This is a genomic window from Anaerococcus nagyae, assembly GCF_017874535.1.
Classification (GTDB): domain Bacteria; phylum Bacillota; class Clostridia; order Tissierellales; family Peptoniphilaceae; genus Anaerococcus; species Anaerococcus nagyae.
In genome coordinates this window covers 114,212-138,208 of sequence record NZ_JAGGLS010000005.1, presented here as the reverse complement: position 1 = coordinate 138,208, position 23,997 = coordinate 114,212, and the positions used below count along the sequence as shown (strand labels likewise).

Here is a 23,997-nt window from a genome sequence, read left to right as displayed (position 1 = left end):
ATGGGAGAAGAATTATTAGCTCTCTATTGTAGTCAGGTTTTAGGAAATATCAAACCTTCGAATTTATTTACCATTTGCAATAAGTATTGCAATTTAGATAAAATGGTAAGAATATGGAATGATAATTTTAATAAATATGATATTTATTTTACTATCATATCTATTAGAGAGAATTCTTCATCGATCTTATGCTATAGAAAAAACTTGTTAAGCGATTGTATTAGATCTAATAATACAAAATGCCTTTTAAATACTTATGGATATGAAACAGATAGCATCGAAACTTGCATTCATTGCTTGAAAAAAAGATTGGCTCAAAATGAATTTCCACATGAAATTGGTTTGTTACTGGGCTATCCATTTGAAGATGTTATAGGTTTTATTGAAAACGAAGGAAGAAATTATCTTTACAGTGGATATTGGAAAGTCTATAAAAATAAAGAAGAAAAATGTAAACTTTTTAATTTATATAATCAAACTAGACTTAAATATTTAGCTGCTAAAGAAAGCCATATAGACATACTAAAATTAATTAAAGAAAGTAGGTGATAAGTAAAAGTGATGATTAAATTATCTGTCAAGTTCATGTAAAACTCCTAAGATAATATAAACTTAATGGCAGAATACGTAAACATACCAATTATTTTGTATAAGAGTTAGCTCAAAAATGGGTTAGCTCTTATTTTTTTGCTATTGTAAAATATATCTATTTACTTGATTAATGAAAATAATTCGTTATAATAATATCTACAAGTGTTGCATAATAAATTTATTTATATTTTATGAAAAATATATTTATAAAAGGAGTCGATATGACAATTAAAGATAATGCAAAAGAATTAATAGGAGATACTCCGTTACTTAAGCTTAATTCCTTAAAAAAAGAAGGAAGAGCTGACATATATGTCAAGGTAGAAAAAAATAACTTAGCTGGTTCTATCAAAGATAGGATAGCTTTATATATGATAGAAGAAGCAGAAAATGAAGGAAAGATTAAACCAGGTGATACAATTGTAGAGCCGACTAGTGGTAATACAGGAGTTGCCTTAGCTGCTTTATGTGCAGCAAAAGGCTATAAGCTAATACTAACTATGCCTGCATCAATGAGTAAAGAACGCGAACAATTAGCAAAAGCTTATGGTGCAGAGGTTATAAGAACTACAGAAGGTGCCTTACAAGGAGCTGTAGATAAGGCAAAGGGATTGGCAGAAAAGGAAGGGTATTTCTTGCCAGATCAATTCTCAAATCCTGCTAATGTAAAAGCTCACTATGAGACAACAGGTCCTGAAATATTATCAGAGATCACACCAGATGCCTTTATAGCTGGTGTAGGTACAGGCGGAACAGTTACTGGTGTTGGTAAGAGACTAAAAGAAAAAGATAGTAATATCAAAGTATATGCTATACAACCAGCAGAAAGTCCATTATTATCTGGAGGAGAAGCTTCTAGCCACAAAATCCAAGGTATAGGAGGTAACTTTGTTCCTAAAAATCTAGACTTTGATGTTGTAGATGGAATAATAAGCGTAGCGGGTGATGATGCTATAAAAATGAGTAGACAAATAGCAAAAGATGAGGCCCTTGCAGTAGGTATATCATCAGGTGCTAATGTAGTAGGAGCTATTGAAATTGCTGAGAAACTTGGTGAAGGTAAAAGTGTAGTAACGGTATTACCAGATACTGGTGAAAGATACTTATCTACTGAGTTATATCCAATAAATGATTAGCTACGATAAATATAAGAAAGAACTTTTGGAATCTGCTCTTAAAAAAGATCCTGCTCTAAGAAGTGAGGAAGAAGCTATACTCTATTCACCAGGAGTTAAAGCTCTTCTCTCACACTATAGAGCTCATGAACTTTGGGTTAATGGAAGTCTCTATGAAGCTAATGAATTAGCATTTAAGTCTAGAATGGAGACAGGAATAGAAATTCATCCTGGAGCATCTATTGGTAGAAGATGTTATATAGACCATGGAATGGGTGTTGTTATAGGAGAAACTGCCGAATTAGGAGATGACTGTTTAATCTATCATGGGGTAACCCTTGGCGCAGTTGAAAATAAAATAGGAAAAAGACATCCAACAGTGGGCAATGACGTAATGCTAGGAGCAGGATCAGTTATTTTAGGTGATATACATATAGGAGATCATGTAAAAATAGGTGCAAACGCTGTAGTCCTAGAAGACGTTGAAAGCCACTCAACAGCAGTAGGCGCACCAGCTAGGGTTTTAAAAAGATAATAAATATTAAAAAACACTTCTAAAGTAAAATCTTTATAGATTTACTTTGGAAGTGTTTTTATGTAATATTGAATTTACCGTCTAGATCGAACGAATAGAGCAGAGAGATCTACTTGTGATATTAGTTATTTGAGATACATAAAAGTCTAAGAGATTTCTTCGTTCCACTCCGCTACGCTCCATTCCAGTCGAAATGGATGGTTGAAGTAGATCATCTCGACTAAGCGAAAGAAATGAGCGCATGGAGAGATTCCCGATTAATGTTAAGTAATTGATCTACTTATAATATCAAGGGATTTCTCCATTTCATTCCGCTTCGCTACATTTCAGTCGAAATGGGTATCCATCTCGACTAATCGAATGGAATGAGCGCATGGAGAGATCCCCAGTTTAATAGTCAAAGTTACTTATACTAAAAGTACTCTATGGAAGTTTTTCTTTCCTTTTTTGATTATTATCTTATCATTTTCAAATGAATCCTCAGTGATTTCAAAACTTACATCAGATATTTTTTCATCATTAACTGACACGCCACCTTGTTTTACAAGTCTTCTTGCTTCACCATTTGACTGAGTTAGCCCTACATTTGTCATAAGTTGTAGTAAACCTATTGGTAGATCTACTTTTGATATTTCTGTTGTTGGCATTGCATCTTCATTACCTTTACCAGCAAATAAGGCTTTGGCTGCATCAAGTGCTTCTTTGGCAGCTTCTTCACCATGGATTAGCTTTGTAACTTCAAAGGCGAGTACTTCTTTGGCATGGTTTATTTCAGAGGCATCTTTTGCAGCACCTAGTCTTTTACATTCTTCAGTTGGTAGGAAGGTTAGTTGTAATAAGAATTTTTCTACATCTCTATCATCAACATTTCTCATATATTGGAAAAGTTCGTAAGGACTTGTTTTTTCTGCGTCTAACCATACTGCACCTTTTTGAGATTTGCCCATCTTTATACCATCAGCAGTTGTAAGTAATGAGAAAGTCATACCATAAGCTTTAGCATCTTCTTTTTTACGAACTAGATCTACACCACCTATAATATTTGACCATTGGTCAGACCCACCGATTTCAAGCACGCAATTATGGCGACGATATAATTCTAAGAAGTCATATGATTGTAATAACATATAGGAGAATTCAAAGAAAGTTAGTCCACCTGCTGCCATACGGTTTTTGTAAGCATCCTTTTTGATCATTTCATTTACTAAAAATTCGCTTCCTACATCTCTTAAAAATTCTACGAAGTTTAGGTCAAGTAACCAATTCTTATTATTATCAATTATAGCTGCATCTTCTCCAAATTCTAAGAATCTTTGGAATTGTTTATAAAAACTTTCTGCATTGTGCTTTATAGTTTCTTCGCTCATAACCATACGCATATCGCTTCTGCCAGATGGGTCACCTATCATAGTGGTTCCACCACCTAGAAGAGCTATAGGTCTATGGCCGTAGTTTTGCATCCTAATCATAACCATAATTTGGATTAAATGACCTACTGTTAGGGAGTCAGCAGTTGCGTCAAAGCCACAGTAGAAAGTAAGTTTCTCATTTTTAAGCTTTTCTTTAAGCTCAGCTTCATCAGTAGCAGCTTCAAAATATCCACGTTCAACAAGCTCTGTAAAAACATCATTGTACTCTTTATCATAAGTATATATCATAATTCCTCCTAAAATTAAGTATAAAAAAAGAGCATAAGAGGGCAAGATATCTGCGGTACCACCTCTTTTTATACTCTGTGCCTTGCCACACCCAAGGCCGGTGTTAAACAAAATGAAAGTGTAATTCAGGAAAAGTTCCTTACTGGATTTCATTATAAGTTTTATTTAGTTATTAATAATGTACCTTTTATAATTATCTTTGCAATAGCATGCTGGTTAGAAATCAATCAATTGTTTTATCATAGTAAATCGATATTAATATATCAAAAAATCCTTTTCAGCTATTGATTGCAATTAATTTTGAGGTATATTTGTGTTACAATTAAATATATAATAATATTGTTTTATATATAAGGCTAATAATGGAGGTAATTATGGATAAGGCATTAGTAGCTTATTTTAGTGCAACAGGTAATACTAAACAAGTAGCTAGCAAGCTTTCTAAAGTAGTTGAAGGAAGTTTACACGAGATTGTTCCAAAAGTTGCTTACACTGCAGATGATTTAAACTGGAAAGATAAAGAAAGTCGCTCTAGTAAGGAGATGAATGATAAGTCACATAGACCAGAAATATCTGATCAAGTGGATAATATGGATAGCTATGATACTATATATCTAGGATATCCAATATGGTGGGGTGTAGCTCCGACAATTATAAATACATTTTTGGAAAAGCATGACCTTGATGGAAAGAGTATTATAACATTTGCAACTTCAGGTTCTAGTGAAATGGGTGATTCTACAGAAGGATTAAAGATTTCTGCAAAAGAAGCGCATTTTAAGCAAGGACAAATTTAAAAAAAGATATTAATGATAAAGAACTTAAATCTTTTGTTGATAGTTTAAATAAATAATATAATAATATATATCATATCGTGCTAGTAACAGATACTATCTTTTATTAGCACGATTTTTAGATATGACAAATTTTTTGTATTCGTTTACACTCATTTAGTCGATGTGATGAACTTTATCCCGTTTTAATTAGAGTGTAATGAAGTGGAGGAATCTCTTGGGTTCTTTATAGTAAATAAAGATATGAAATTTAAAATAAATTGAGATCTCTCCATGCACTCATTTCATTCACTTAGTCGAGATGGTAAACACAACCCTTTATTTCGACTGTAATGAAGCGAAGCGTAATGTAACGGAGAAATCTCTTGGACTTATATGTATCTCAAATAATTAATATCACACGGAGATCCATTATAAAATAGAAGAAATTAAATAAGATAGATCTTGAATATGAAAATATTAGAAAGACTTAATGTGATTATTAACAAAAATTTTCCATCAACCATAAATCTAAATCTTCTAAAGTATAAATATTTTGATTAAGTAAGTTATCTATTATAATATAATTAGATACTAATCTGTTGATTTGATTAAAATCACATTAAATTTATATTAGTAGTTTGATTATGAGTATTAATATATTTGAAGTATGATATAACTATATGATTTCTAGAGAAAGGATAGCTTATGACAGAAAAAAAACCTTATTATATAACTACTCCAATATACTATCCTAATAGTAACCTACATATTGGAAACACTTATACATCAATTATTGCTGATGTTTTAAAAAGATATAAAAACTTAAATGGGTATGACGCATATCTTGTAACTGGTACAGATGAGCATGGACAAAAGATTATGAGAAGTGCTATAGCTCATGGAACTAGTCCACAAAAATTTGTAGATATTATTGCTGATGAAACTAAAGAACTTTGGAAAAAACTTGAAATTGACTATGATACTTTTATTAGGTCAACAGAAGCTCAACATGAAGAAGATGTAAAAAATATCTTTAAAAAACTTTATGATCAAGGAGATATTTATAAGGGTGAATATAAGGGATATTATTGTACACCTTGTGAAACTTTTTGGACAGAAAGTCAATTAGTTGATGGAAAATGCCCAGATTGTGGTCGTGATGTAGAATATCAAGAAGAAGAATCATATTTTTTCCGTCTTTCAAAATATGAGGACAGGCTCAAAGAACTATTTAAAAACAATCCGGAATTTCTTGAACCACAATTTAGGCAAAAGGAAATGCTCAATAACTTTATAGATAAGGGACTTTCTGATCTATCTGTTACCCGTAATTCTTTTGATTGGGGAGTAGATGTTCCGTTTGACAATGAACATGTAGTTTATGTTTGGATAGATGCTCTATCTTGTTATTTAACGGCTATTGGTTATGGTGACAATCCTAAAAGGTTTGAAAAATATTGGCCGGCAAGTGTTCACTTAATTGGAAAAGATATAGTAAGATTTCATACAATAATTTGGCCAGCACTATTAATGGCTCTAGATCTTCCGCTTCCTGAAAAGGTATTTGCTCATGGTTGGATTCTTTTTGATAATGATAAGATGAGTAAGTCTAAGGGAAATATCATGTATCCAGAACCGCTTGTAGAACTTTATGGTGTGGATGCTCTAAAATATTTTGTTCTTCGTGAGTTTAACTTTGGATCTGATGGAAATTTTTCAAGTAAGAAATATATGGAAAGATATAATTCTGATTTAGTAAATGACCTAGGAAATTTAGTAAGTCGTACCACATCTATGATTGATAAGTATAATGGTGGTATTGTAAAAAAAGGCAGCAAGACTGATCATTTTGATGATGAGCTTAAGGATTTGGCTGCTAAAACTTATAATGATTATACAGAACAAATGGACTCATTTGAATTTAATGAAGCTTTGCAAACTGTATGGACCTTTATACGTCGAGCTAATAAGTATGTAGATGAAACTGAGCCATGGATCTTAGGTCGCGATGAAAATAAAAAAGATAGATTAAATACAGTCTTATATAATCTTGCTGAATCTATTAGGATTGTAGCTCAGTTAATAGAACCAGTTATGAAAAATACTACTAAAGAAATCTTAGCTAAGCTTGGAACAGATAACAAAGGATTTGCTTCTGCATCAAAGTTTGGACTTATAGAAGAAGGTGCTAGTGTAACAAAAGGTAATAACTTGTTTGATAGATTAGATGTTGAAGAAGAACTAGTCAAACTTCATGATAAAAACAATGAATTAATTAAAAAAAGACTGGGAAATACCAAAGATGATGATGAGATTAAAGAAGATCAAGTAGCTGAGATTAGCTATGAAGATTTTGCTAAGCTAGATTTAGTTGTAGGGAAAGTTCTATCCTGTGAAGATCATCCGGATGCAGATAAGCTTTATGTTTTCAAAGTTGATATTGGAGAAGATAGACCACGCACAATAATTTCTGGCATCAAAAAATGGTATGATATGGATGATTTAGTTGGCAAAAATGTAATAGTAGTTAAAAACTTAGCTCCAAGAAAAATGCGCGGTATAGAATCAGAAGGAATGATGCTTGCAGCAGATTATAAAGATGAATTATCAATGTTAACAACTCTTAAAGATATGAAACCAGGAAGTAAGGTTAGTTAATGAAATTAATAGATTCACATTGTCATCTTACGGATGAGGCTTTTGATAATGACAGGTTATTTATTTTAAATGACCTGTCTAATTTTGCTATAAAAGCTATTATAAATCCAGCTACAAATTTAGAAGATTCAAAAAAAGTGATAGAATTATCAAAAAAATATGATAATATTTACCCTATGGTAGGCATCCATCCAGAAAATATAGAGAATATTGAAGATTCTGATTTAGAAGAACTAAAGAAGCTATCAGAAGATGAGAAAGTAGTAGCAATAGGTGAAATAGGACTTGATTATTATTGGAAAGATGATAATAAGGATAAGCAAAAAGAAATATTTATAAAACAGTTAGAACTAGCAAGAAGGCTTTCTTTACCAGCAGTGATTCACGTTAGAGATTCAAAAGATGATGTTATAGAAATCTTAAAGAATTATACGGATCTTAGAATTCAAATTCACTGCTTTTCAGACGATTTAAAGACTTTGGAGACCTATATGGATATGGGATTTTTTATATCAATTGGTGGAGTTGTTACATTTAACAATGGAGAAAACGAGCAAATTGCAGCTAGGAATGTACCTATAGATAGACTTATGATAGAAACAGATAGTCCATATCTAACCCCAGAACCATATAGAGGACTTAGAAACGATCCAAGACGTGTAGTAGAAGTTGCTAGGAAAGTGGCAGACTTACGCGATATGAAAATAGATAAACTTGCCAAACGCACTTACAATAACACTAAGGAGTTTTTTAATTTATGATTAAAGAAACAATAGTAGTAGAAGGAAAAGATGATATTGCTAATGTAAAACGAGCAGTAGATGCTGAGATGTTAGCAACCAATGGCTTAGCTTTTGGCAATGATTTAATAGACAAATTAAAAGTAATAAATGAACGTACAGGAATAATAATTTTTACAGATCCAGATCATGCTGGAAAGAAGATACGAGAAAAAATAGCTAGAGAGATTCCAACAGCTAAGCACGCCTACATAGATCGTAAGAAAGCTATAAAAAAGGGAGATTTGGGTGTGGAAAATGCAGACCCAGAAGTTATAATAGATGCACTAAATAATGCTAAGGCTGAAATAACAGAAAGTCGCAATGAATTTGTAATGGCAGATCTTTTAAATAATGGACTTTCTATAGGAAGTGGAGCAAGTAAAAAACGTGAAGAACTTGGCAATATATTAGGTATAGGTTATTATAACTCTAAACAATTGCTAAGTAAATTAAACTCTTTTGGAATCAGCAGGGAAGAGTTTGAAAAGGCGGTGGAGAAGCTATGAAAAAACTATATTCACCAAAGGTTGTAAAAGAGATAATTGACTTCTATGATTTTTCTTTTAAAAAGTCCCTAGGCCAAAATTTTCTTATAGATAAAAATTTCGTAGATAAGATTGTAGAGTCAGCCGATATAGAAAATCAAAATGTATTAGAGATTGGCCCGGGTATAGGAACTATCACTTATGAAATGGCAAAAACTGCCAAGAAAGTAGTAGTAATAGAGATAGACAAAAGCCTTATCCCAATACTTGAGCAAAACCTAGAAGAATTTGATAATGTAAAGATTATCAATGAAGATATACTAAAAGTAGATTTAGTTAAGTTAATAGAAGAAGAGTTTGATGGAGAAAGCTTTAAAGTAGTATCAAACCTTCCTTACTATATAACAACTCCAATCATAGAAAAGTTAATAACAACAGGTATTCCTTGCAAAGATATGACCATAATGGTGCAAAAAGAAGTTGGACAGCGCATGGTAGCAAGTGAGGTGGATAAGGAATATAGCTCCCTTTCAGTTTTTATAAAGTTTTACACAGAGGCTAAAACTCTAGTAAATCTACCAAAATCTGTATTCATGCCACAGCCTAAGATAGACTCTACTATCCTTAACTTAAAGCTTAGGATATATGATGAAAATGTAGACCAAGAAACCCTCTTTAAGCTAGTGAGGGCAGGCTTTAATAAACGTCGCAAGACTATTCTAAATTCTATGTCAGATGTGGTAGATAAAGAAGATTTAAAAGTGGCCTTTGAAAAGACAGGTCTAAAAGCAAACTTAAGAGCAGAAAATTTATCTATAGATGATTATATAAAGCTTGCCAATCAAATAAACCTGTAAATCAATATCCCCAAACAAGGGGATATTTTTTTAAAAACTCTATACAACAAATCTAGGCCTAGGTCTATCAACTAAAAATCAGATATACCAACATACTTTCTAAAGACGGATATAGTAAATATGAGATAAATAATCTAAGAAATTTAAACAATAAGGAATTTAAGGCGGAATTTGAAGAACTTTAACTTGTAAAATATTACTAATTCTTGAAATATCTAAAAAATTGGGTATAAATTAGTAGGTAAGAATAAAAGTTAAGGAGATAATAATGGCAGACATTAAAATTTACACATCAAACACATGTGTTTTCTGTAAAGCAGCTAAACAATATTTTAATGAAAATGATATTGAGTTTACAGAAATGAATATAGATGAAAATCCCGATGCTGTTGAATACCTAGTATCAAAAGGTTACAGAGGAGTTCCAGTTATCAATATAGATGGAGAAGATATAGTAGGTTTTGATAAACCAGCTATAGAAGCAAAATTAGGTTTATAAGAAAGAGGGTTTGGCCCTCTTTTTCTATGCCTTTTTTATATTTAGCCCTTGATTGTTTTAAGAAATACCGTCATATTCTATAGTATAGGAGTATAAAAACAATTTCATAAATTATTTTTATTAAGCTATATTTTATCAAATGATTTATGATGAGAAAAAATTTTTACAAATTTTAAAATATTGTTATAATCTTAATGAGAAAGGAAGTATATTATGTTAAATTTTAAAGAAGCAAAATTAAGAGTTGATGAAGTTATCAACCCTACTCATTTATTTTATTCAGATTATTTTTCTGGAGTCTGCAATAATAACGTTTACATAAAGCCAGAGAACTTACAAAAAACTGGATCGTTCAAGCTTAGAGGAGCTTATAATAAGCTTTCAAAACTTGATGATAAATCAAAAGAAGTTGGAATTATTACTGCAAGTGCAGGAAACCATGCTCAAGGAGTAGCTTATTCTGCTAATAAACTAGGTATAGATGCGACGATTTGTATGCCTGAGCAAACTCCTATGATAAAGGTGGATGGAACCTTAAAATATGGGGCTAAGGTAGATTTATATGGAAAAAGTTTTGATGAATGTAAAGACCATGCTATAGCTCTAGCTGAAGAAAAAGGATATACATTTATACCACCGTTTGATGATTTTGACGTTATAGAGGGTCAAGGAACTATAGGTCTTGAGATAGTAGAAGAGTTAAAATACGTAGACTATGTAATAGTACCTGTAGGTGGTGGTGGACTTATAGCTGGTATTGCAAAATGTATCAAGGAAATCAGCCCGCTTATTAAGGTGATAGGTGTAGAGCCATACTCAGCTCGTTCAATGCAAGAATCTATCAAAAGTAGTAAAATAATTAAGTTAGAGGGTGTAGATACAATAGCTGACGGTACAGCAGTTGCTGAGGTTGGTAAACATACATATGATATAGCAAAAGACTATGTAGATGACTGGATAACTGTAACAGATGAAGAAGTTCTAATGGCCTTTATAAATCTTATGGAAAAACATAAGTTAGTAGCAGAGCCATCAGGAGCTTTAAGTCTTGCTGCACTTCAAAAACTTAATTTTTATAATAAAAATGTAGTTTCAGTTATAAGTGGTGGCAATATAGATATGAGCTTTATATCTCAATTAATAAATCGAGGTCTATATGAAACTGGTAGAATAACCATAGTTAATGTTGAGGTACCAAATATTCCAGGAAAATTACAAGAACTTCTTGCTAATATTGCTTATACAAAAGCAAATGTTATTTCTATAAATCACGATAGTTTAAAAGAAACATCCAGATTTAAGAACATTAATGTAGAAATCACCCTTGAAACTAATGGGCCAGAACATGTTAAGAAAATTTGGGATGTTTTGGCTAAGAAAGGATATATTGTACATTGATCTTTGAAAATCTACTCGAAAAAATTGAGTATGTAGAATATAAGAAACAAAATAATATAGAATTACAAAATATTACTAATAATTCAAAAAATATAAAAGAAAATGATATATTTGTGGCCGTAGCTGGAAATCTTAGCGACGGTCATAAATATATAGCTAATGCTATAGAAAATGGAGCAAAAACCGTTGTCTACCAAAACAATATAGATTTTGAAGATGGTATCAACTATATCAAAGTTAGTGACAGCAGAAAGACTCTATCAGTTATATCAAATATACTAGAAGACTATCCATCAGAAAAGATGACGGTAATAGGAGTTACTGGAACTAATGGTAAGACTACAACAGCGACTACTATATATTATCTTATGAAAGAAATCTATGGTTCTGCTACAAATATTGGTACAGATGGCACCTTTATAGGGGATAAGAGAACTGATAATTCAAATACTACCCCAGATATCTACCTATTAAATAAGATTTTTAACGAGAGCTTAGAAAACGGAATCGATAGGGTGGTGCTTGAGGCATCAAGCCATGGACTTTATCAAAATCGTCTTATGGGTATTGATTTTGATTATGGGATATTTACTAATCTTTCTACAGAGCATTTAGATTATCATAAAACTATGGATAATTATTTTGATGCAAAGATGATTTTGCTTGAAAACTCTAAAAATAAACTTATAAATATAGATGATCCATATGGCAAAAAGGCTAAGGAAAGATTTATAGATGCTATAAGCTTTGGCCTAGATGAAAATGCAGACTATAGAGCGATTGATATTAAGAAAAATGAAACTACTACTGATTTTAAGTTAAAGGGAGTAGATTTTACTATAAATTCTATAGCTGATTATGAAATTTATAATAAACTTGCAGCCATAGCTACATTAAATCTTATGGGAGCTAGCTTAGAAGAAATATCTAGCAAATTAAAAGAATTTAAAGGTATTCCATCAAGATTTCAGTATGTAAAAAATGACTTAGGAAAAAATATAATAATAGATTTTGCTCATACCCCAAGAGCCTTTGAAGCTATTTTTAAGTCTATTCCAAAAGATGTAAAAACTATAGCAGTTTTCGGCATAAATGGCGATAGAAATGCTGAATTTAGAAGACTAATAGGTAATGCTTGTGCAAAAAATGATGTCTTTGCAGTAGTAACAACTGATGATCCGAAGTTTGAAACCTATGAAAAAATTAGAGATGAAATTGTCCTTGGTATTAAAGAATATGATGGAGAATACAAAACTATAAAAGACCGCAAAGAAGCAATGATTTATGCAATAAGTAAAGCTAATAAGGGAGATTATATCCTAATGTTAGGTAAGGGTGAGGAGCATTTTTTAAAACTAAATGGCAATGAAAAAACTCCTTATAATGAGTATGAAACTGTCCTTGAGGCGATAGCAGCTCAATGAAAATTATAGTAATTGGTGCAGGAGTAGCAGGCTTATTTTTTGCAAACTTTATGGGAAAATCCGATGTCAAAGTTTTGGATAAGAATGAATTTGCGGGAAGAAAATTGCTTGCAACTGGAAACGGTCGTTGTAATTTCACTAATCTTAATTATGGTGTGGATAATTTTACTTCATCAAATGATGATTTTGTAAAAAATGTAATAGATTATTTTACAAACATGGATCTTATAGAGTACTTTCATGAACTTGGAATAGCAACTACGCACCTTCCATCAGGAAGATGCTATCCAAAGACTATGTCTAGTAAGACTGTAAGAGATATTCTTTACTTATCAGCTAAAGAAAGTATAGAATTTATGTTTGATGAAAAAGTTACTGGCATTGATTTTAAGAGAAAAAAAGTAAAGACATCTACAAATAATTACTCATACGATAAGTTAGTTATAGCTGCAGGAGGTATTACTCTTAAAAACTCTGGCTCAGATGGTAAAATTTTTGAGCTTATAGAAGATGAGATTCCTATTACAAAAATGACCTATGCAATAACTAACTATGAAACAAAAGAGAAACTTTCAAAAAAGGCTAAGGGAACTAAGGTTTCTGCAAGAGCAAGCTTATTTGTAGACGGTAAATATGTAAAAGAGTCGGTGGATGACGTTATATTCCAAGATTATGGCTTGACAGGAACAGCTATTTTAGATATTTCTAATGATTTGTCTTTACACTTAATGAAAAACAGAGAATGTGAAATTAGAATAGATTTTTTCCCTGAATATAATAGAAAAGACTTTAGAAATTTTTTATTCAAGTTATCAAAAAAATTTCCAAGCAGACCTATAAAGGATATATTAATAGGTATAATAAATGAGAAACTAATAGATGATATACTAAATATATCAAATGTTAGTTTAAAAAAAATAAGCGGGAATTTAAGTGATAAGGATTTTGATAACTTAACAAAAAGCCTAAAGAACTTAAGTTTCTCGGTTAAAAAAATTCATGATAAAGAAAATGCACAGGTTACTATTGGTGGAGTTGATATCAAATATATAGATCCTAAAACTATGACTTCTACTATTTATCCAGATGTATTCTTTATAGGAGAATGCCAAGAAGTGGCGGGAGCTTGTGGAGGCTACAATATTAGCTGGGCAGCATCAACTGCCAAGATAGCCAGTGATTATATAAGGAGCTTAGATGTTTAAAATAAGTAGAAACTTAAATGAAATGAAATACAATGGTGAATCCATTAAACTTGCAATAATAGGAGCAGGAAAGATGGGTGCTAGCCTTATCTCACAATTATCAAATATTGACGCTATGGAAGTTAAACTAGTAATTGATAGAACACCACAAAAAGCCATAGATGCCTTAAAAAAAGCGGGTATTCCAGAAGAAAGAATAATATACACTGATGATTATAACGAGGGATATGAAGTATTGGAAAAAGGCTATGTGTGTGTGTCTACTAACTATAGACTTAGCTATAAGCTTTTACAAATAAACGCTGTTATAGATTGCACAGGAAATCCTTCGTTTGGTGCTGTGATAGCTCGCAAAACAATACAATATCACAAACATATGATTTCATTTAATGTAGAGTGTGAAGCAACTGTAGGACCTGTTTTACATGATATGGCAAAAAAAGCAGGAGTTGTTTATACAGGAATATTAGGAGATGAACCGGGTGCAATTATAGATCTATGCGATCAAGCTTTTGGGATGGGCCTAGATGTTCTTGTAGCTGCAAAAGGTAAAAATAATAAACTTGATGAGTATGCAACTCCAGAAACCTTAAAAGAAGAGGCGAAAGGAAAAAACTTATCTGCAAAAATGTTAACAAGCTTTGTAGATGGCACAAATACTATGCTCGAGCTTAACTCTGTATGTAATGCCTTAGGATTTTTACCAGATACATTTGGCTGCCATGGCATAGATACTAGTCCGGAAACAGCTGTTGAAGATTTTAAGTTAAAAAGAGAAGGTGGAATTTTAGATAATTATAAGATAGTAGAATTTTCTAAAGGAATGGCTCCTGGAGTTTTTATTATTGCTACAAGTGATAAAGAGGATGTAAGAGATCTTATGAAATTTCTAGGATTTGGGGATGGTCCAAATTATCTAATGTATAGACCATATCACTTAACAAGTCTTGAGGCGCCTATTACAATATATAATGCAGTTGTAGAAAATGAACCAACAATTGCTCCAATCCAAGGTCAAGTTGCAGATACTATAACAATAGCAAAAAGAGATATAAAAGCAGGAGAAAGCTTGGATGGTATTGGAAGTGAGAAAGTATATGGTAAACTTACAAGCCATACAAGATCGATGAATGAAGACTTACTTCCTATAGGTTTAATAACACCAAAAACAGTAGCAACTTGTGATATCCCAAAAGATACATTGATAGAAATGAATATGGTAGAAATCGATGAAAGAGCTACTATAACAAGACTTAGACGTAGACAAAACTCTATGAAATTGTAATAATATTTTAGTATTTAATAATTGATTTTAAAAAGTTAATAATAGAAAAGTCCCTCCAGATATATTTTAATGATTCTGAGGGATTTTTTATAAAGCATTAAATTTATAATTTTATTTTTAAGACAAAGCAAATCAATAGATTTCTCCACTCCTTTTTGCTCAGGTAGAAATGGTTGGAGCCTGCTTAATAAAATTGTGGGAAATACATACCATCTCGACCGAAGCGGAGGGATCCTTGTATTGATTATTACTAAGCTTTCTCCACTCCTTTTGCTCTGTTAGAAATGGTTGGAGCCTGCTTAATAAAATTGTGGGAAATACATACCATCTCGACTGAAGTGGAGAGATCTCTAATATTAAGCAAAAAAAGACAGGACATACTATTGTCCTGTTCTTAGGTAAATAAATTTTCAAATATAAAATTTATTTAAACATCTCGGATAATTTAGTATTTTCTAATTCCTCGTGGTAAAATACTATATTTTTAACATCATTTTGATATTTGATATCTCCCCAAAGAATTCCACCTACGTATTGATCGCTCATTTTAAATAGCTTGTAGATATTTCCGTCCTTCTCACTAGATATTTCTTCTATACCTTCACCTGAAGTAATTCCTGCCGAAAATATCTTTGTATCGCCTATCATTAAAGTTGAGAATGGCTTTGGCTTTTCGTAGCATTCGTTGCTACCTGTCATATTGTGTCCTGCAATTTTGCCCATTTCTTGGCTGGAAGTCCATAAGCCAATTGTAAAATTGCCTATTTGAGCGCAATCTCCTGCAGCAAATACATTTTCTTTCTCAGTTTGTAAAGTATCATCTACTATAATTCCTCGATCTACTTCAAGTCCTGAATTTTTAGCAACTTCTACATTTGAACGAACGCCAGCTTGAACCATGATTGCATCGGCATCTATAGTACTTCCATCATCAAGCTTAACTCCTATCACTTTGCCATCTTTAGATAAAATTTCACTAGTGTTTTTACCTGTATAAGTTGAAATTCCCATATCATTTAGTGTACTTTCAAGTTTTTGAGAAAGATCTTGGTCTAGTTGACGAGATAATAAATAGTCAAAGCTTTCTATAACTGTAACTTTTTTACCTAGAAGTTTTGCAGAATAAGCAGCTTCAAGTCCTAAAATGCCTCCACCTATAACAATAACTTTATCTTTGCCGTTTACATAATATTTAAAATTCATGAGGTCATCAATAGTTCTTATAGCAAAAACCCCATCGCTGCTAATATTTTTTATTGGTGGTACAAATGGATGTGCTCCTGTTGCAAGTAGTGCTTTTGCATATTCTATTTCTTCTCCATCTGATAGGACAGCTACATTTCTATCTAGGTCTAATTTATCTACAGCTGTTTGTAGTCTTTCATCTATATGTCTTTCGCTATACCATGGTTCTTTTTTTACATATATATCATCGTCATTGAATTCTTTAGAAATCAAATCAGAAAGTCTTGTTCTCCAATATGTGCTTGGTTTTTCAGCTGATACTATAAGTATTTTTGCGTCAGCATCTTTTTTTCTAATCTCTTCTGTAGCAGAAAGACCAGCTATACCATTTCCTATTATTAAATAATCGTACATATATAACACCTCTTTAAATTCTAATTATTTATCGTCTATGTTAAATTTTACCCGAATTTTCACAAATTACTTAAAAACAATAATGGTATAATGCTTTTATGAGAAAAGCAAATTTTAAAGATTTAGAAAAAGTATCAGAAATATTAGAACAAGCTAAGAAATCATTAAAAAATGATGGCGTTGATCAGTGGCAAAATGGTACACCTAATTTGTCATTGTTAGGTCAACAAGTTTCAAGAAATAATTCTTACGTATATGAGAAAGATGGAGAAATTTTAGCCTATGCTTATCTTAGCCCTGACTACGATCCTACTTATGCCAGTGTAAGAAAAGCTATGAAAGGCGATGATTCCATTACAATCCATACATTTTGTGTAGATAGAAATAAAGCTAGAAAGGGAATAGGAAGCCTATTTTTTGAGCAAATAAAAGATTTTGCAATAAAGAATGGTAAGGATTCACTTAGGATTGATACTCATAAGGATAATTTTAGGATGAGAGGGCTTATAAAAAAGCTTGGGTTTTCATATATAGGAATTATCTATATAAATGATAATGGTAGACCTATGCCGAGATATGCCTATGAACTATTGTTATGATTAATAAAGCCCAAAAGAAAGTAATAGAAGAAGCTAAAACTCCAGCTGCAATTATCGCAGGGCCGGGAACAGGTAAGACTTTTACAATTGTAAAAAAAGTTGTGGATTTGGTAAAAAATGAGTATATTCCAGCTAATAGAATCCTAATTACCACATTTACTAAAAAAGCAGCTGCAGAACTTAATAGTCGAATACTATCAGAATTTACAAAAGAAAATATAAATACGGACCTAAAAGATCTGAAAATAGGAAATTTCCATTCTTTAGCAAATATTTATATAGACCAATATAAGAAGCTTAATAATAACTTTTTTAAGGCTGAGGTAATCGATTCTTATACAGAAGGATATTTATTGGAAAGAAACTTATATCGTTTTGAACAAATAAATGGTTTTAAGGAAAGCTTTAGTGGCAATAGAGTTCGCCTTATACAAGAAGTTTTTGAAGATATTACTAATAATCTAATAGACATTAATTCATTAAAAATTTCAAATAATCCAAAGGATAGGCTAGCATATGAAGTTTATATAAATCATCTAGAGATATTAAGAGAAAATAATTTGATAAATTTTCAATTGATTTTAAAAAACTTTTATGATTTATTAAGTGATTCTCAAATTGGAGAAGAGATTAGAAACTCTATTGATTTTGTTATAATTGATGAATATCAGGATACAAACTTTATTCAACAAGAGATAGCCTTTAAGCTGATAAAAGATAAAAATATTATGGTTTTTGGAGATGATGATCAGTCCTTATATAGCTTTAGGGGAGCAGATCCTAAAAATCTCTTGGATTTTGGTAAAGTTTGTAAATACAAACTAGGAGTAGATGCTAATTTTTATAGCTTAGATATAAATTATCGCTCCAATCAATCTATAATTGATATAGCAAAGTCATGGATGGATGTTGAGGAATTTGATAATAAGGTGCTAAATTCTTTTAAAGATAACAAGAATGAGAATTCGGTTGTTAGGGCCAGAGCTGATAATTTTGAAAACCTATATAAAATTATAAAACTTTTAAATAGAGATATTGACTTAAACCAGATAGGTTTTCTTTTTCCTACCCTTAATAGCTATTATCCTAAAAGTTTGCAAGCATTTTTAGAATCAAAGGGACTTGCAGTCTTAAATATGGGATCAAGTAATTTTTTTGAAAGATATGAAATAAGAATTCTTATGTATATTTTTGTAAGAGCATTTACTTCTTATCCTAGTAATTTAGAGGATAATCCTTATCTAAGCTATGAGCAAAAAAAGAAGTTGGAATATAGACAGTATTTAGCATCGTTATTTGATGATCAAACTATAAAATCTAAGGAAATGGATAAGTTAGTATCTTATTTTAGAAACAAAAAAGATATTGGTTTAACTGAGATTTTGTATAAGTCCTTTAGTTTAAAAATTTTAAAAGAAATTCTTGATAAAAAACTGGGAAGTATAGAAAATGATAGAGCTCTTAATAATATAGGAATTTTTTCAAGAAAATTAAGTGAGTACGAGCAAATTTTTGATAAAAATGATTCTGATTATTATTTTGAATTTATTTATGGTTATATATTTTATTTTTACAAGACAAATTCTATAAGAGAATTTGAAGCCTTGAATCAATCATATGAAGCTATAAACTTTATGACTATTCATAATTCTAAAGGGTTAGAATTTGATGTGGTATTTGTATCTGGTCTTAATGATTACCCTAGGGGAGATCATCCTAGACTACTTGAGTATTACTCTTATAAAGAAAATGATAATAAAAGGCCGATTAAAGATTTTTATAGAAAATATTATACTGCATTTACTAGGGCTAAGAATTTGCTAGTTTTATTGGATAATTCTAGAGATTATAGATTAGAAAATTTTTCGAAAAAGCTTAATGATAGTTCAATTCTTTCAACTATTGATTTTAAAAGGCATGAAGAAAAAAGAAATAAGCAAATTTTGGCTTATACTACAGATATAGAAATATATAACGCATGTCCACTTAAATATAAGTTTTTAAGAAGGTTGTCCTATAGTTTACCTAAAACTAAAAACTTAATTTATGGTAGTAGAGTTCATGAGCTAAGTGAATATATTTCAAAATATCCTAGCGATTCTAATATAGAACCTTTTTTAAAGAATAATTTAAAATATAAAAATGTTATTTTAAATTTTATCAAGAAAGATTTCAAGGTGATAGACACAGAGTCAAATTACAAGTTAGATAGGGATTTTTATATACTCCAAGGAAATATTGACATTATCTTAGAAGACAATTCTATTATGGATATAAAAACAGGGTCATTTGATGATTTGACTTTAAAAAAATATAAAAATCAGCTGGTAACTTATAAGTATCTTATGGAGCTTAATAAGGAAAAAACTAATAATTTATATCTTTATTTTATAGAAAAAGACGAGTTAATTAAAGTAGAAGATTTAAATTTTGATATAAGTGTTATTGATGGGATAGCAAAAAATATTTTAAACGAGAATATATATGGTAAAACATCGGATACAAGTGAGTGTAAGTTTTGCCCTATGAAATATTATTGTGATAGGTATTGATTATTGTCTACTATGTTATACAATATAGAAAGGTGATAATATGATAGAATCTCAAATGCTAAAAGGGGTAATAGATGGGGTAATTCTCCATATTATAAAAAATAATGAAACTTACGGCTATGAAATAGTAGAAGAGCTAAAGCATAATGGCTTCTATACTATGACAGAGGGTACAGTATATCCAATTTTGCAGAGACTTACAAAAAAAGGTTATATATTGGGAGGCTATAAAAAGTCGGAGATAGGTCCACGCCGTAAGTATTACTATATAACAGCTAAAGGTAGTAAGTATCTAGAAGATTTCTATGAATCTTATAAGGAACTTAACCAAGCTGTATACAAAGTGATAGGGGGAATAGATGAGAGTAGATAAGATGATTGGAAATGCTAACCTTGATACAAGAAGAAATATCAAGCGTAATGCAAAAAAAGGAGCTCTAGTTATTAATGGGGATATTGTCAAAGATACATCAACCCAAGTTGATCCTAATGTAGATGAAGTTTTTTATATGGGGGAATTTGTAGAATATTTTGAAAATATCTATATAATGATGAATAAACCACAAGGTTACATATCTTCAACTTATGATGTTGATCCCACTGTAGTTGATATTTTGGATGATTTTTATAAAACCCTTGACTTATCTATAGCAGGCAGGCTAGATAAAGATACTAGAGGATTATTAATTTTATCAACAGATGGAAATTTTATACATAAGATTACAAGTCCTAATTCAAATATTGAAAAGACATATGAAGTAGAGACTAGGGATTTAATAGATGAGTCTTTAGTAGAAGAATTTTTACAAGGTGTTTACATAGCAGAAGATGATTATCAAGCTCGTCCAGCTAAACTTAAGATAATAGATGATAAAAAAGCCATAGTAAAAGTTACTGAGGGAAAGTTTCATTTAGTAAAAAGACTTTTTTCAAATTTAGGAAATGAAGTAGTAGAGCTTAAGAGAATCGCAATAGGGGAACTTAGACTGGATCCATTCCTAAATGAAGGCGATTATAGAGAATTAAACGAAAAAGAACTTGCTTTGTTTACGAATTGACTAAATGAGGGCAAGGAGGTTATATGTATCAAAATTTAATAAAACCATTATTAGACTTTTTATTAAGTTTAATACTTATAGTAATCCTTAGCCCATTATTTTTGATAATAGCTATTATATCAAAAATATATGAACCGAAAGGAACTGTGTTATTTAAACAAGAAAGAGCAGGCAGGTATAACAAGCCTTTCTTATGCTATAAGTTTAGATCTATGAAAATGTCGGCTCCCAAAAACGCTTCCACATGGGAGCTAGATAATCCAGATGCTTACATAACTCCTTTAGGAAAGTTTTTAAGAAAGACAAGTCTTGATGAAATCCCACAGTTAATTAATATTCTTAAAGGTGATATGAGTTTTGTTGGGCCAAGACCTGTAATTTTAAAGGAAAAAGAATTGTTAGATTTAAGAGCTGCTAATAATGCTTACTCAGCAAAACCAGGTATTACTGGACTCTCACAAATATCTGGTAGAGATAATTTATCTCCAAAAGATAAGGCCTATACAGATGGTTTATATGCTAGTCAATTAACTTTTATGAATGATTTGAAAATATTTTTAAAAACAATCCCAAAAGTTTTAAGTGGAGATGGTGTAACAGAAGGTAAGCAAAATTTCTAGTAAAATATTTAGGAAAAGATTTGCAAAACTATAAAATTTATGATAAAGTGTATATATAATAATATGAGTGATGAGAAACGAGCCAATTGAATATGAATGGGCTCGTTTTGTCCTTTTAAATGGAGGTTTTATGACTAGGGAAAGTATTTTCGAGGAGCTTTATAGTAATCCAGTGATTATGGCAATAAAAAATAATAAAGATCTTAGAAAATGCTTGGAATGCGATAATAAAATTGTCTTTGTACTTTATGGCAATATTGAAACTATACCAATTATAGTAAAAAAACTTAAGGATAGGGATAAGATTGTTATAGTCCATGAAGATCTTATAGAAGGTCTTTCAAGCTCTTCGTTTGCTGCAAGTTTTATAAAAAAATATACTGAAGCTGATGGAATTATTTCTACTAAGGCTTCTAATGTAGTTTATGCAAGAAAACTTGGACTTTTCGCAGTTTTAAGATTTTTTGTTATTGACAGTATGAGTTTTGAAAATATGAAACAAACTATAAAAGATGTTAACTGTGATATAATCGAGATACTTCCTGGAATATTACCTAATCAAATTAAGGACATAAAAAAAAGAACTAATATACCAATAGTTGCTGGCGGATTAATTTCTACAAAGAAGGAAGTTATGGATGCCTTAAATTCAGAAGCTATTGCAATCTCATCATCCAATTATAATGTATGGCTTATGTAGGAGGAAGGATATTATGAGTAAATACATCATGGCCTTAGATGCTGGTACAACCAGTAACAGAGCAATCATTTTTGACAAAGAAGGACAAATTATTTCAGTTGCACAAAAAGAATTCACCCAATATTTCCCAAAAGCTGGATGGGTAGAACATGATGCTACAGAAATCTGGTCAACTCAACTTGGAGTTTGTACTGAAGCTTTAGCTAAGAAAAATATTGATGCAAGTGATATTGCTGCAATTGGTATTACTAACCAACGTGAAACTACTATAGTTTGGGATAAAAAAACAGGTGCTCCTGTATATAATGCAATCGTTTGGCAATGTCGCCGTACCGCTGATATGGCTGATAAGCTCGTAGAAGATGGTTATGGCAAAATGATAAAAGAAAAAACTGGTCTTGTAGTTGACCCATATTTCTCAGCTACAAAAATCAGATGGATTCTAGATAATATTGAAAATGGTCAACAAAGAGCTGAAAATGGTGAATTATTATTTGGTACAGTTGATACATGGTTAGTATACAATTTAACTCGTGGTAAAGTTCATGTAACAGACTATACAAACGCTTCTAGAACCATGCTTTATAATATAAACACTTTAGAATGGGATGATGAACTTTGTGAAATGCTTAATATTCCAAAATGTATGCTTCCAGAAGTAAAACCATCATCTTGTGTATACGGTGAAACAAATGAAAAATTATTTGGTTCTCCAATTAAGATTGCAGGTATGGCAGGTGACCAACAATGTGCTTTGTTTGGTCAAACATGCTTTAACCCAGGTGAAGCTAAAAATACCTACGGTACAGGTGCTTTCCTACTTATGAATACTGGCGAAGAAGCAGTTTCATCACAAAATGGTCTAATTACAACGATTGCGTGGGGACTTGAAGAAGGCAAAGTAAATTACGCTCTTGAAGGTTCAATCTTTGTTGCAGGTTCTGCGATACAATGGTTAAGAGACGAACTTAGAATAGTAGATGCTTCTGATGATACAGAATATATGGCTACAAAAGTTGATGATACAGATGGATGCTATGTGGTGCCAGCATTTACAGGGCTAGGTGCTCCATATTGGGATCCATATGCTAGAGGAGCTATAGTAGGTATTACTAGAGGAACTAGCAAGTATCATATAGTAAGAGCTACACTTGAATCCCTTGCATATCTAACAAATGATGTTTTAGCAGCAATGAGTATTGATTCGGGTAATGATCTAAAAGAGCTTAAGGTTGACGGGGGAGCCAGTGCAAATAATTTCCTAATGCAATTTCAAGCTGATATGATTCAGACAACAGTAGAAAGACCAGCTACACTTGAAACTACAGCTTTAGGAGCAGCTTATCTAGCAGGTCTAGCAGTAGGTTATTTCAAGGGTCTTGATGAAATCAAAGAAAATCGTAAGATTGATAAAGTATTTAAGCCAGAAATTTCTAAAGAAGAAAGAGATAAAAAAGATTATAATTGGCAAAAAGCGATTTCTAGATCAGTAGACTGGGCTAAGGATTTAAAGTAGAATAGTAATTGAGAAAGAGTTTAAGGATTTTCTAGGACTCTTTTGCCCAAAAGAGCCATATACTGGCTCTTTTTTAGTACATATA

At 31.3% G+C, this 23,997-nt stretch carries 22 protein-coding genes; 20 read left to right on the top strand and 2 right to left on the bottom strand.

Annotated features, from left to right (window positions below; translation table 11 throughout):
* The 3 genes from J2Z39_RS05455 to epsC all read left to right on the top strand — a co-directional run bounded on the left by J2Z39_RS05455 (window position 1) and on the right by epsC (window position 2,241).
* Entirely contained in the window at window positions 1-549 is a 549-nt protein-coding gene (locus J2Z39_RS05455; protein WP_209814143.1) for a DUF3793 family protein, read from the top strand.
* A gap of 263 nt (window positions 550-812) precedes the next feature.
* On the top strand, window positions 813-1,727 hold the full coding sequence (cysK, locus tag J2Z39_RS05450; RefSeq protein WP_209814142.1) for a cysteine synthase A: 915 nt from the start codon (window positions 813-815) through the stop codon (window positions 1,725-1,727).
* The gene (epsC, locus tag J2Z39_RS05445) at window positions 1,720-2,241 is read left to right on the top strand and encodes a serine O-acetyltransferase EpsC (protein WP_209814140.1); all 522 of its coding nucleotides are present in this window, start codon (window positions 1,720-1,722) and stop codon (window positions 2,239-2,241) included. Before cysK ends, epsC begins: the two co-directional genes overlap by 8 nt.
* 407 nt (window positions 2,242-2,648) lie before the next feature.
* Here the strand turns inward: epsC and tyrS are convergent, their stop codons facing one another.
* Complete coding sequence (gene tyrS / locus J2Z39_RS05440) at window positions 2,649-3,899, bottom strand: tyrosine--tRNA ligase (protein WP_209814138.1); 1,251 nt, start codon at window positions 3,897-3,899, stop codon at window positions 2,649-2,651.
* 374 nt (window positions 3,900-4,273) lie between these two features.
* Here tyrS and J2Z39_RS05435 point away from each other — a divergent pair, with 374 nt between their 5' ends.
* The 10 genes from J2Z39_RS05435 to J2Z39_RS05390 all read left to right on the top strand — a co-directional run bounded on the left by J2Z39_RS05435 (window position 4,274) and on the right by J2Z39_RS05390 (window position 15,268).
* On the top strand, window positions 4,274-4,696 hold the full coding sequence (locus tag J2Z39_RS05435; RefSeq protein WP_245325704.1) for a flavodoxin: 423 nt from the start codon (window positions 4,274-4,276) through the stop codon (window positions 4,694-4,696).
* Between the two features lie 684 nt (window positions 4,697-5,380).
* On the top strand, window positions 5,381-7,333 hold the full coding sequence (metG, locus tag J2Z39_RS05430) for a methionine--tRNA ligase (protein WP_209814136.1): 1,953 nt from the start codon (window positions 5,381-5,383) through the stop codon (window positions 7,331-7,333).
* Window positions 7,333-8,094 (top strand): TatD family hydrolase, encoded by a 762-nt coding sequence (locus J2Z39_RS05425; protein ID WP_209814135.1) that lies wholly within the window; start codon window positions 7,333-7,335, stop codon window positions 8,092-8,094. The genes metG and J2Z39_RS05425 overlap by 1 nt, the downstream gene beginning before the upstream one ends.
* Window positions 8,091-8,621 (top strand): ribonuclease M5, encoded by a 531-nt coding sequence (gene rnmV / locus J2Z39_RS05420; RefSeq protein WP_209814133.1) that lies wholly within the window; start codon window positions 8,091-8,093, stop codon window positions 8,619-8,621. The genes J2Z39_RS05425 and rnmV overlap by 4 nt, the downstream gene beginning before the upstream one ends.
* Window positions 8,618-9,457, top strand: coding sequence for a 16S rRNA (adenine(1518)-N(6)/adenine(1519)-N(6))-dimethyltransferase RsmA (rsmA, locus tag J2Z39_RS05415; protein WP_117521829.1), 840 nt, complete (start codon window positions 8,618-8,620; stop codon window positions 9,455-9,457). The genes rnmV and rsmA overlap by 4 nt, the downstream gene beginning before the upstream one ends.
* A gap of 268 nt (window positions 9,458-9,725) precedes the next feature.
* Complete coding sequence (locus tag J2Z39_RS05410) at window positions 9,726-9,956, top strand: glutaredoxin family protein (RefSeq protein WP_117521826.1); 231 nt, start codon at window positions 9,726-9,728, stop codon at window positions 9,954-9,956.
* 213 nt (window positions 9,957-10,169) lie between these two features.
* The gene (gene ilvA, locus J2Z39_RS05405; RefSeq protein WP_117521825.1) at window positions 10,170-11,354 is read left to right on the top strand and encodes a threonine ammonia-lyase; all 1,185 of its coding nucleotides are present in this window, start codon (window positions 10,170-10,172) and stop codon (window positions 11,352-11,354) included.
* Entirely contained in the window at window positions 11,351-12,778 is a 1,428-nt protein-coding gene (locus tag J2Z39_RS05400) for a UDP-N-acetylmuramoyl-L-alanyl-D-glutamate--2,6-diaminopimelate ligase (protein WP_209814131.1), read from the top strand. The genes ilvA and J2Z39_RS05400 overlap by 4 nt, the downstream gene beginning before the upstream one ends.
* On the top strand, window positions 12,775-13,983 hold the full coding sequence (locus J2Z39_RS05395; RefSeq protein ID WP_209814129.1) for an aminoacetone oxidase family FAD-binding enzyme: 1,209 nt from the start codon (window positions 12,775-12,777) through the stop codon (window positions 13,981-13,983). Before J2Z39_RS05400 ends, J2Z39_RS05395 begins: the two co-directional genes overlap by 4 nt.
* On the top strand, window positions 13,976-15,268 hold the full coding sequence (locus J2Z39_RS05390; protein ID WP_209814127.1) for an NAD(P)H-dependent oxidoreductase: 1,293 nt from the start codon (window positions 13,976-13,978) through the stop codon (window positions 15,266-15,268). Before J2Z39_RS05395 ends, J2Z39_RS05390 begins: the two co-directional genes overlap by 8 nt.
* A 423-nt stretch (window positions 15,269-15,691) precedes the next feature.
* Here the strand turns inward: J2Z39_RS05390 and J2Z39_RS05385 are convergent, their stop codons facing one another.
* A complete protein-coding gene (locus tag J2Z39_RS05385; protein ID WP_117521821.1) occupies window positions 15,692-16,867 on the bottom strand; it encodes an NAD(P)/FAD-dependent oxidoreductase in 1,176 nt (391 codons plus the stop codon).
* A 98-nt stretch (window positions 16,868-16,965) separates the two neighbouring features.
* Between J2Z39_RS05385 and J2Z39_RS05380 the strand changes: the two genes are divergently transcribed.
* The 7 genes from J2Z39_RS05380 (at window position 16,966) to glpK (ending at window position 23,912) form a co-directional block, all read left to right on the top strand.
* Window positions 16,966-17,466, top strand: coding sequence for a GNAT family N-acetyltransferase (locus tag J2Z39_RS05380; protein WP_117521820.1), 501 nt, complete (start codon window positions 16,966-16,968; stop codon window positions 17,464-17,466).
* A complete protein-coding gene (locus J2Z39_RS05375) occupies window positions 17,463-20,018 on the top strand; it encodes an ATP-dependent DNA helicase (RefSeq protein WP_209814124.1) in 2,556 nt (851 codons plus the stop codon). Before J2Z39_RS05380 ends, J2Z39_RS05375 begins: the two co-directional genes overlap by 4 nt.
* 40 nt (window positions 20,019-20,058) lie before the next feature.
* Window positions 20,059-20,391 carry a PadR family transcriptional regulator gene (locus J2Z39_RS05370; RefSeq protein WP_181965134.1) on the top strand — a complete coding sequence of 111 codons (333 nt, stop codon included), beginning with the start codon at window positions 20,059-20,061 and terminating at the stop codon, window positions 20,389-20,391.
* A complete protein-coding gene (locus J2Z39_RS05365) occupies window positions 20,378-21,076 on the top strand; it encodes a 16S rRNA pseudouridine(516) synthase (RefSeq protein WP_209814122.1) in 699 nt (232 codons plus the stop codon). Before J2Z39_RS05370 ends, J2Z39_RS05365 begins: the two co-directional genes overlap by 14 nt.
* Window positions 21,077-21,099: 23 nt before the next feature.
* Window positions 21,100-21,696, top strand: a complete 597-nt coding sequence (locus tag J2Z39_RS05360; protein WP_209814120.1) for a sugar transferase — start codon at window positions 21,100-21,102, stop codon at window positions 21,694-21,696.
* 130 nt (window positions 21,697-21,826) lie between these two features.
* Window positions 21,827-22,396, top strand: coding sequence for a glycerol-3-phosphate responsive antiterminator (locus J2Z39_RS05355; RefSeq protein WP_209814118.1), 570 nt, complete (start codon window positions 21,827-21,829; stop codon window positions 22,394-22,396).
* Between the two features lie 13 nt (window positions 22,397-22,409).
* Window positions 22,410-23,912 (top strand): glycerol kinase GlpK, encoded by a 1,503-nt coding sequence (gene glpK, locus J2Z39_RS05350; protein WP_209814116.1) that lies wholly within the window; start codon window positions 22,410-22,412, stop codon window positions 23,910-23,912.
* The last annotated feature ends 85 nt before the right edge of the window (window positions 23,913-23,997 follow it).

What these genes read in the sequence shown, in the direction of transcription:
- J2Z39_RS05455 (WP_209814143.1), top strand. Translation starts at nt 1, where the DNA reads ATGGGAGAAGAATTATTAGCTCTCTATTGTAGTCAGGTTTTAGGAAAT.
- cysK (WP_209814142.1), top strand. Translation starts at nt 813, where the DNA reads ATGACAATTAAAGATAATGCAAAAGAATTAATAGGAGATACTCCGTTA.
- epsC (WP_209814140.1), top strand. Translation starts at nt 1,720, where the DNA reads ATGATTAGCTACGATAAATATAAGAAAGAACTTTTGGAATCTGCTCTT.
- tyrS (WP_209814138.1), bottom strand. Translation starts at nt 3,899, where the DNA reads ATGATATATACTTATGATAAAGAGTACAATGATGTTTTTACAGAGCTT.
- J2Z39_RS05435 (WP_245325704.1), top strand. Translation starts at nt 4,274, where the DNA reads ATGGATAAGGCATTAGTAGCTTATTTTAGTGCAACAGGTAATACTAAA.
- metG (WP_209814136.1), top strand. Translation starts at nt 5,381, where the DNA reads ATGACAGAAAAAAAACCTTATTATATAACTACTCCAATATACTATCCT.
- J2Z39_RS05425 (WP_209814135.1), top strand. Translation starts at nt 7,333, where the DNA reads ATGAAATTAATAGATTCACATTGTCATCTTACGGATGAGGCTTTTGAT.
- rnmV (WP_209814133.1), top strand. Translation starts at nt 8,091, where the DNA reads ATGATTAAAGAAACAATAGTAGTAGAAGGAAAAGATGATATTGCTAAT.
- rsmA (WP_117521829.1), top strand. Translation starts at nt 8,618, where the DNA reads ATGAAAAAACTATATTCACCAAAGGTTGTAAAAGAGATAATTGACTTC.
- J2Z39_RS05410 (WP_117521826.1), top strand. Translation starts at nt 9,726, where the DNA reads ATGGCAGACATTAAAATTTACACATCAAACACATGTGTTTTCTGTAAA.
- ilvA (WP_117521825.1), top strand. Translation starts at nt 10,170, where the DNA reads ATGTTAAATTTTAAAGAAGCAAAATTAAGAGTTGATGAAGTTATCAAC.
- J2Z39_RS05395 (WP_209814129.1), top strand. Translation starts at nt 12,775, where the DNA reads ATGAAAATTATAGTAATTGGTGCAGGAGTAGCAGGCTTATTTTTTGCA.
- J2Z39_RS05390 (WP_209814127.1), top strand. Translation starts at nt 13,976, where the DNA reads ATGTTTAAAATAAGTAGAAACTTAAATGAAATGAAATACAATGGTGAA.
- J2Z39_RS05385 (WP_117521821.1), bottom strand. Translation starts at nt 16,867, where the DNA reads ATGTACGATTATTTAATAATAGGAAATGGTATAGCTGGTCTTTCTGCT.
- J2Z39_RS05380 (WP_117521820.1), top strand. Translation starts at nt 16,966, where the DNA reads ATGAGAAAAGCAAATTTTAAAGATTTAGAAAAAGTATCAGAAATATTA.
- J2Z39_RS05375 (WP_209814124.1), top strand. Translation starts at nt 17,463, where the DNA reads ATGATTAATAAAGCCCAAAAGAAAGTAATAGAAGAAGCTAAAACTCCA.
- J2Z39_RS05370 (WP_181965134.1), top strand. Translation starts at nt 20,059, where the DNA reads ATGATAGAATCTCAAATGCTAAAAGGGGTAATAGATGGGGTAATTCTC.
- J2Z39_RS05365 (WP_209814122.1), top strand. Translation starts at nt 20,378, where the DNA reads ATGAGAGTAGATAAGATGATTGGAAATGCTAACCTTGATACAAGAAGA.
- J2Z39_RS05360 (WP_209814120.1), top strand. Translation starts at nt 21,100, where the DNA reads ATGTATCAAAATTTAATAAAACCATTATTAGACTTTTTATTAAGTTTA.
- J2Z39_RS05355 (WP_209814118.1), top strand. Translation starts at nt 21,827, where the DNA reads ATGACTAGGGAAAGTATTTTCGAGGAGCTTTATAGTAATCCAGTGATT.
- glpK (WP_209814116.1), top strand. Translation starts at nt 22,410, where the DNA reads ATGAGTAAATACATCATGGCCTTAGATGCTGGTACAACCAGTAACAGA.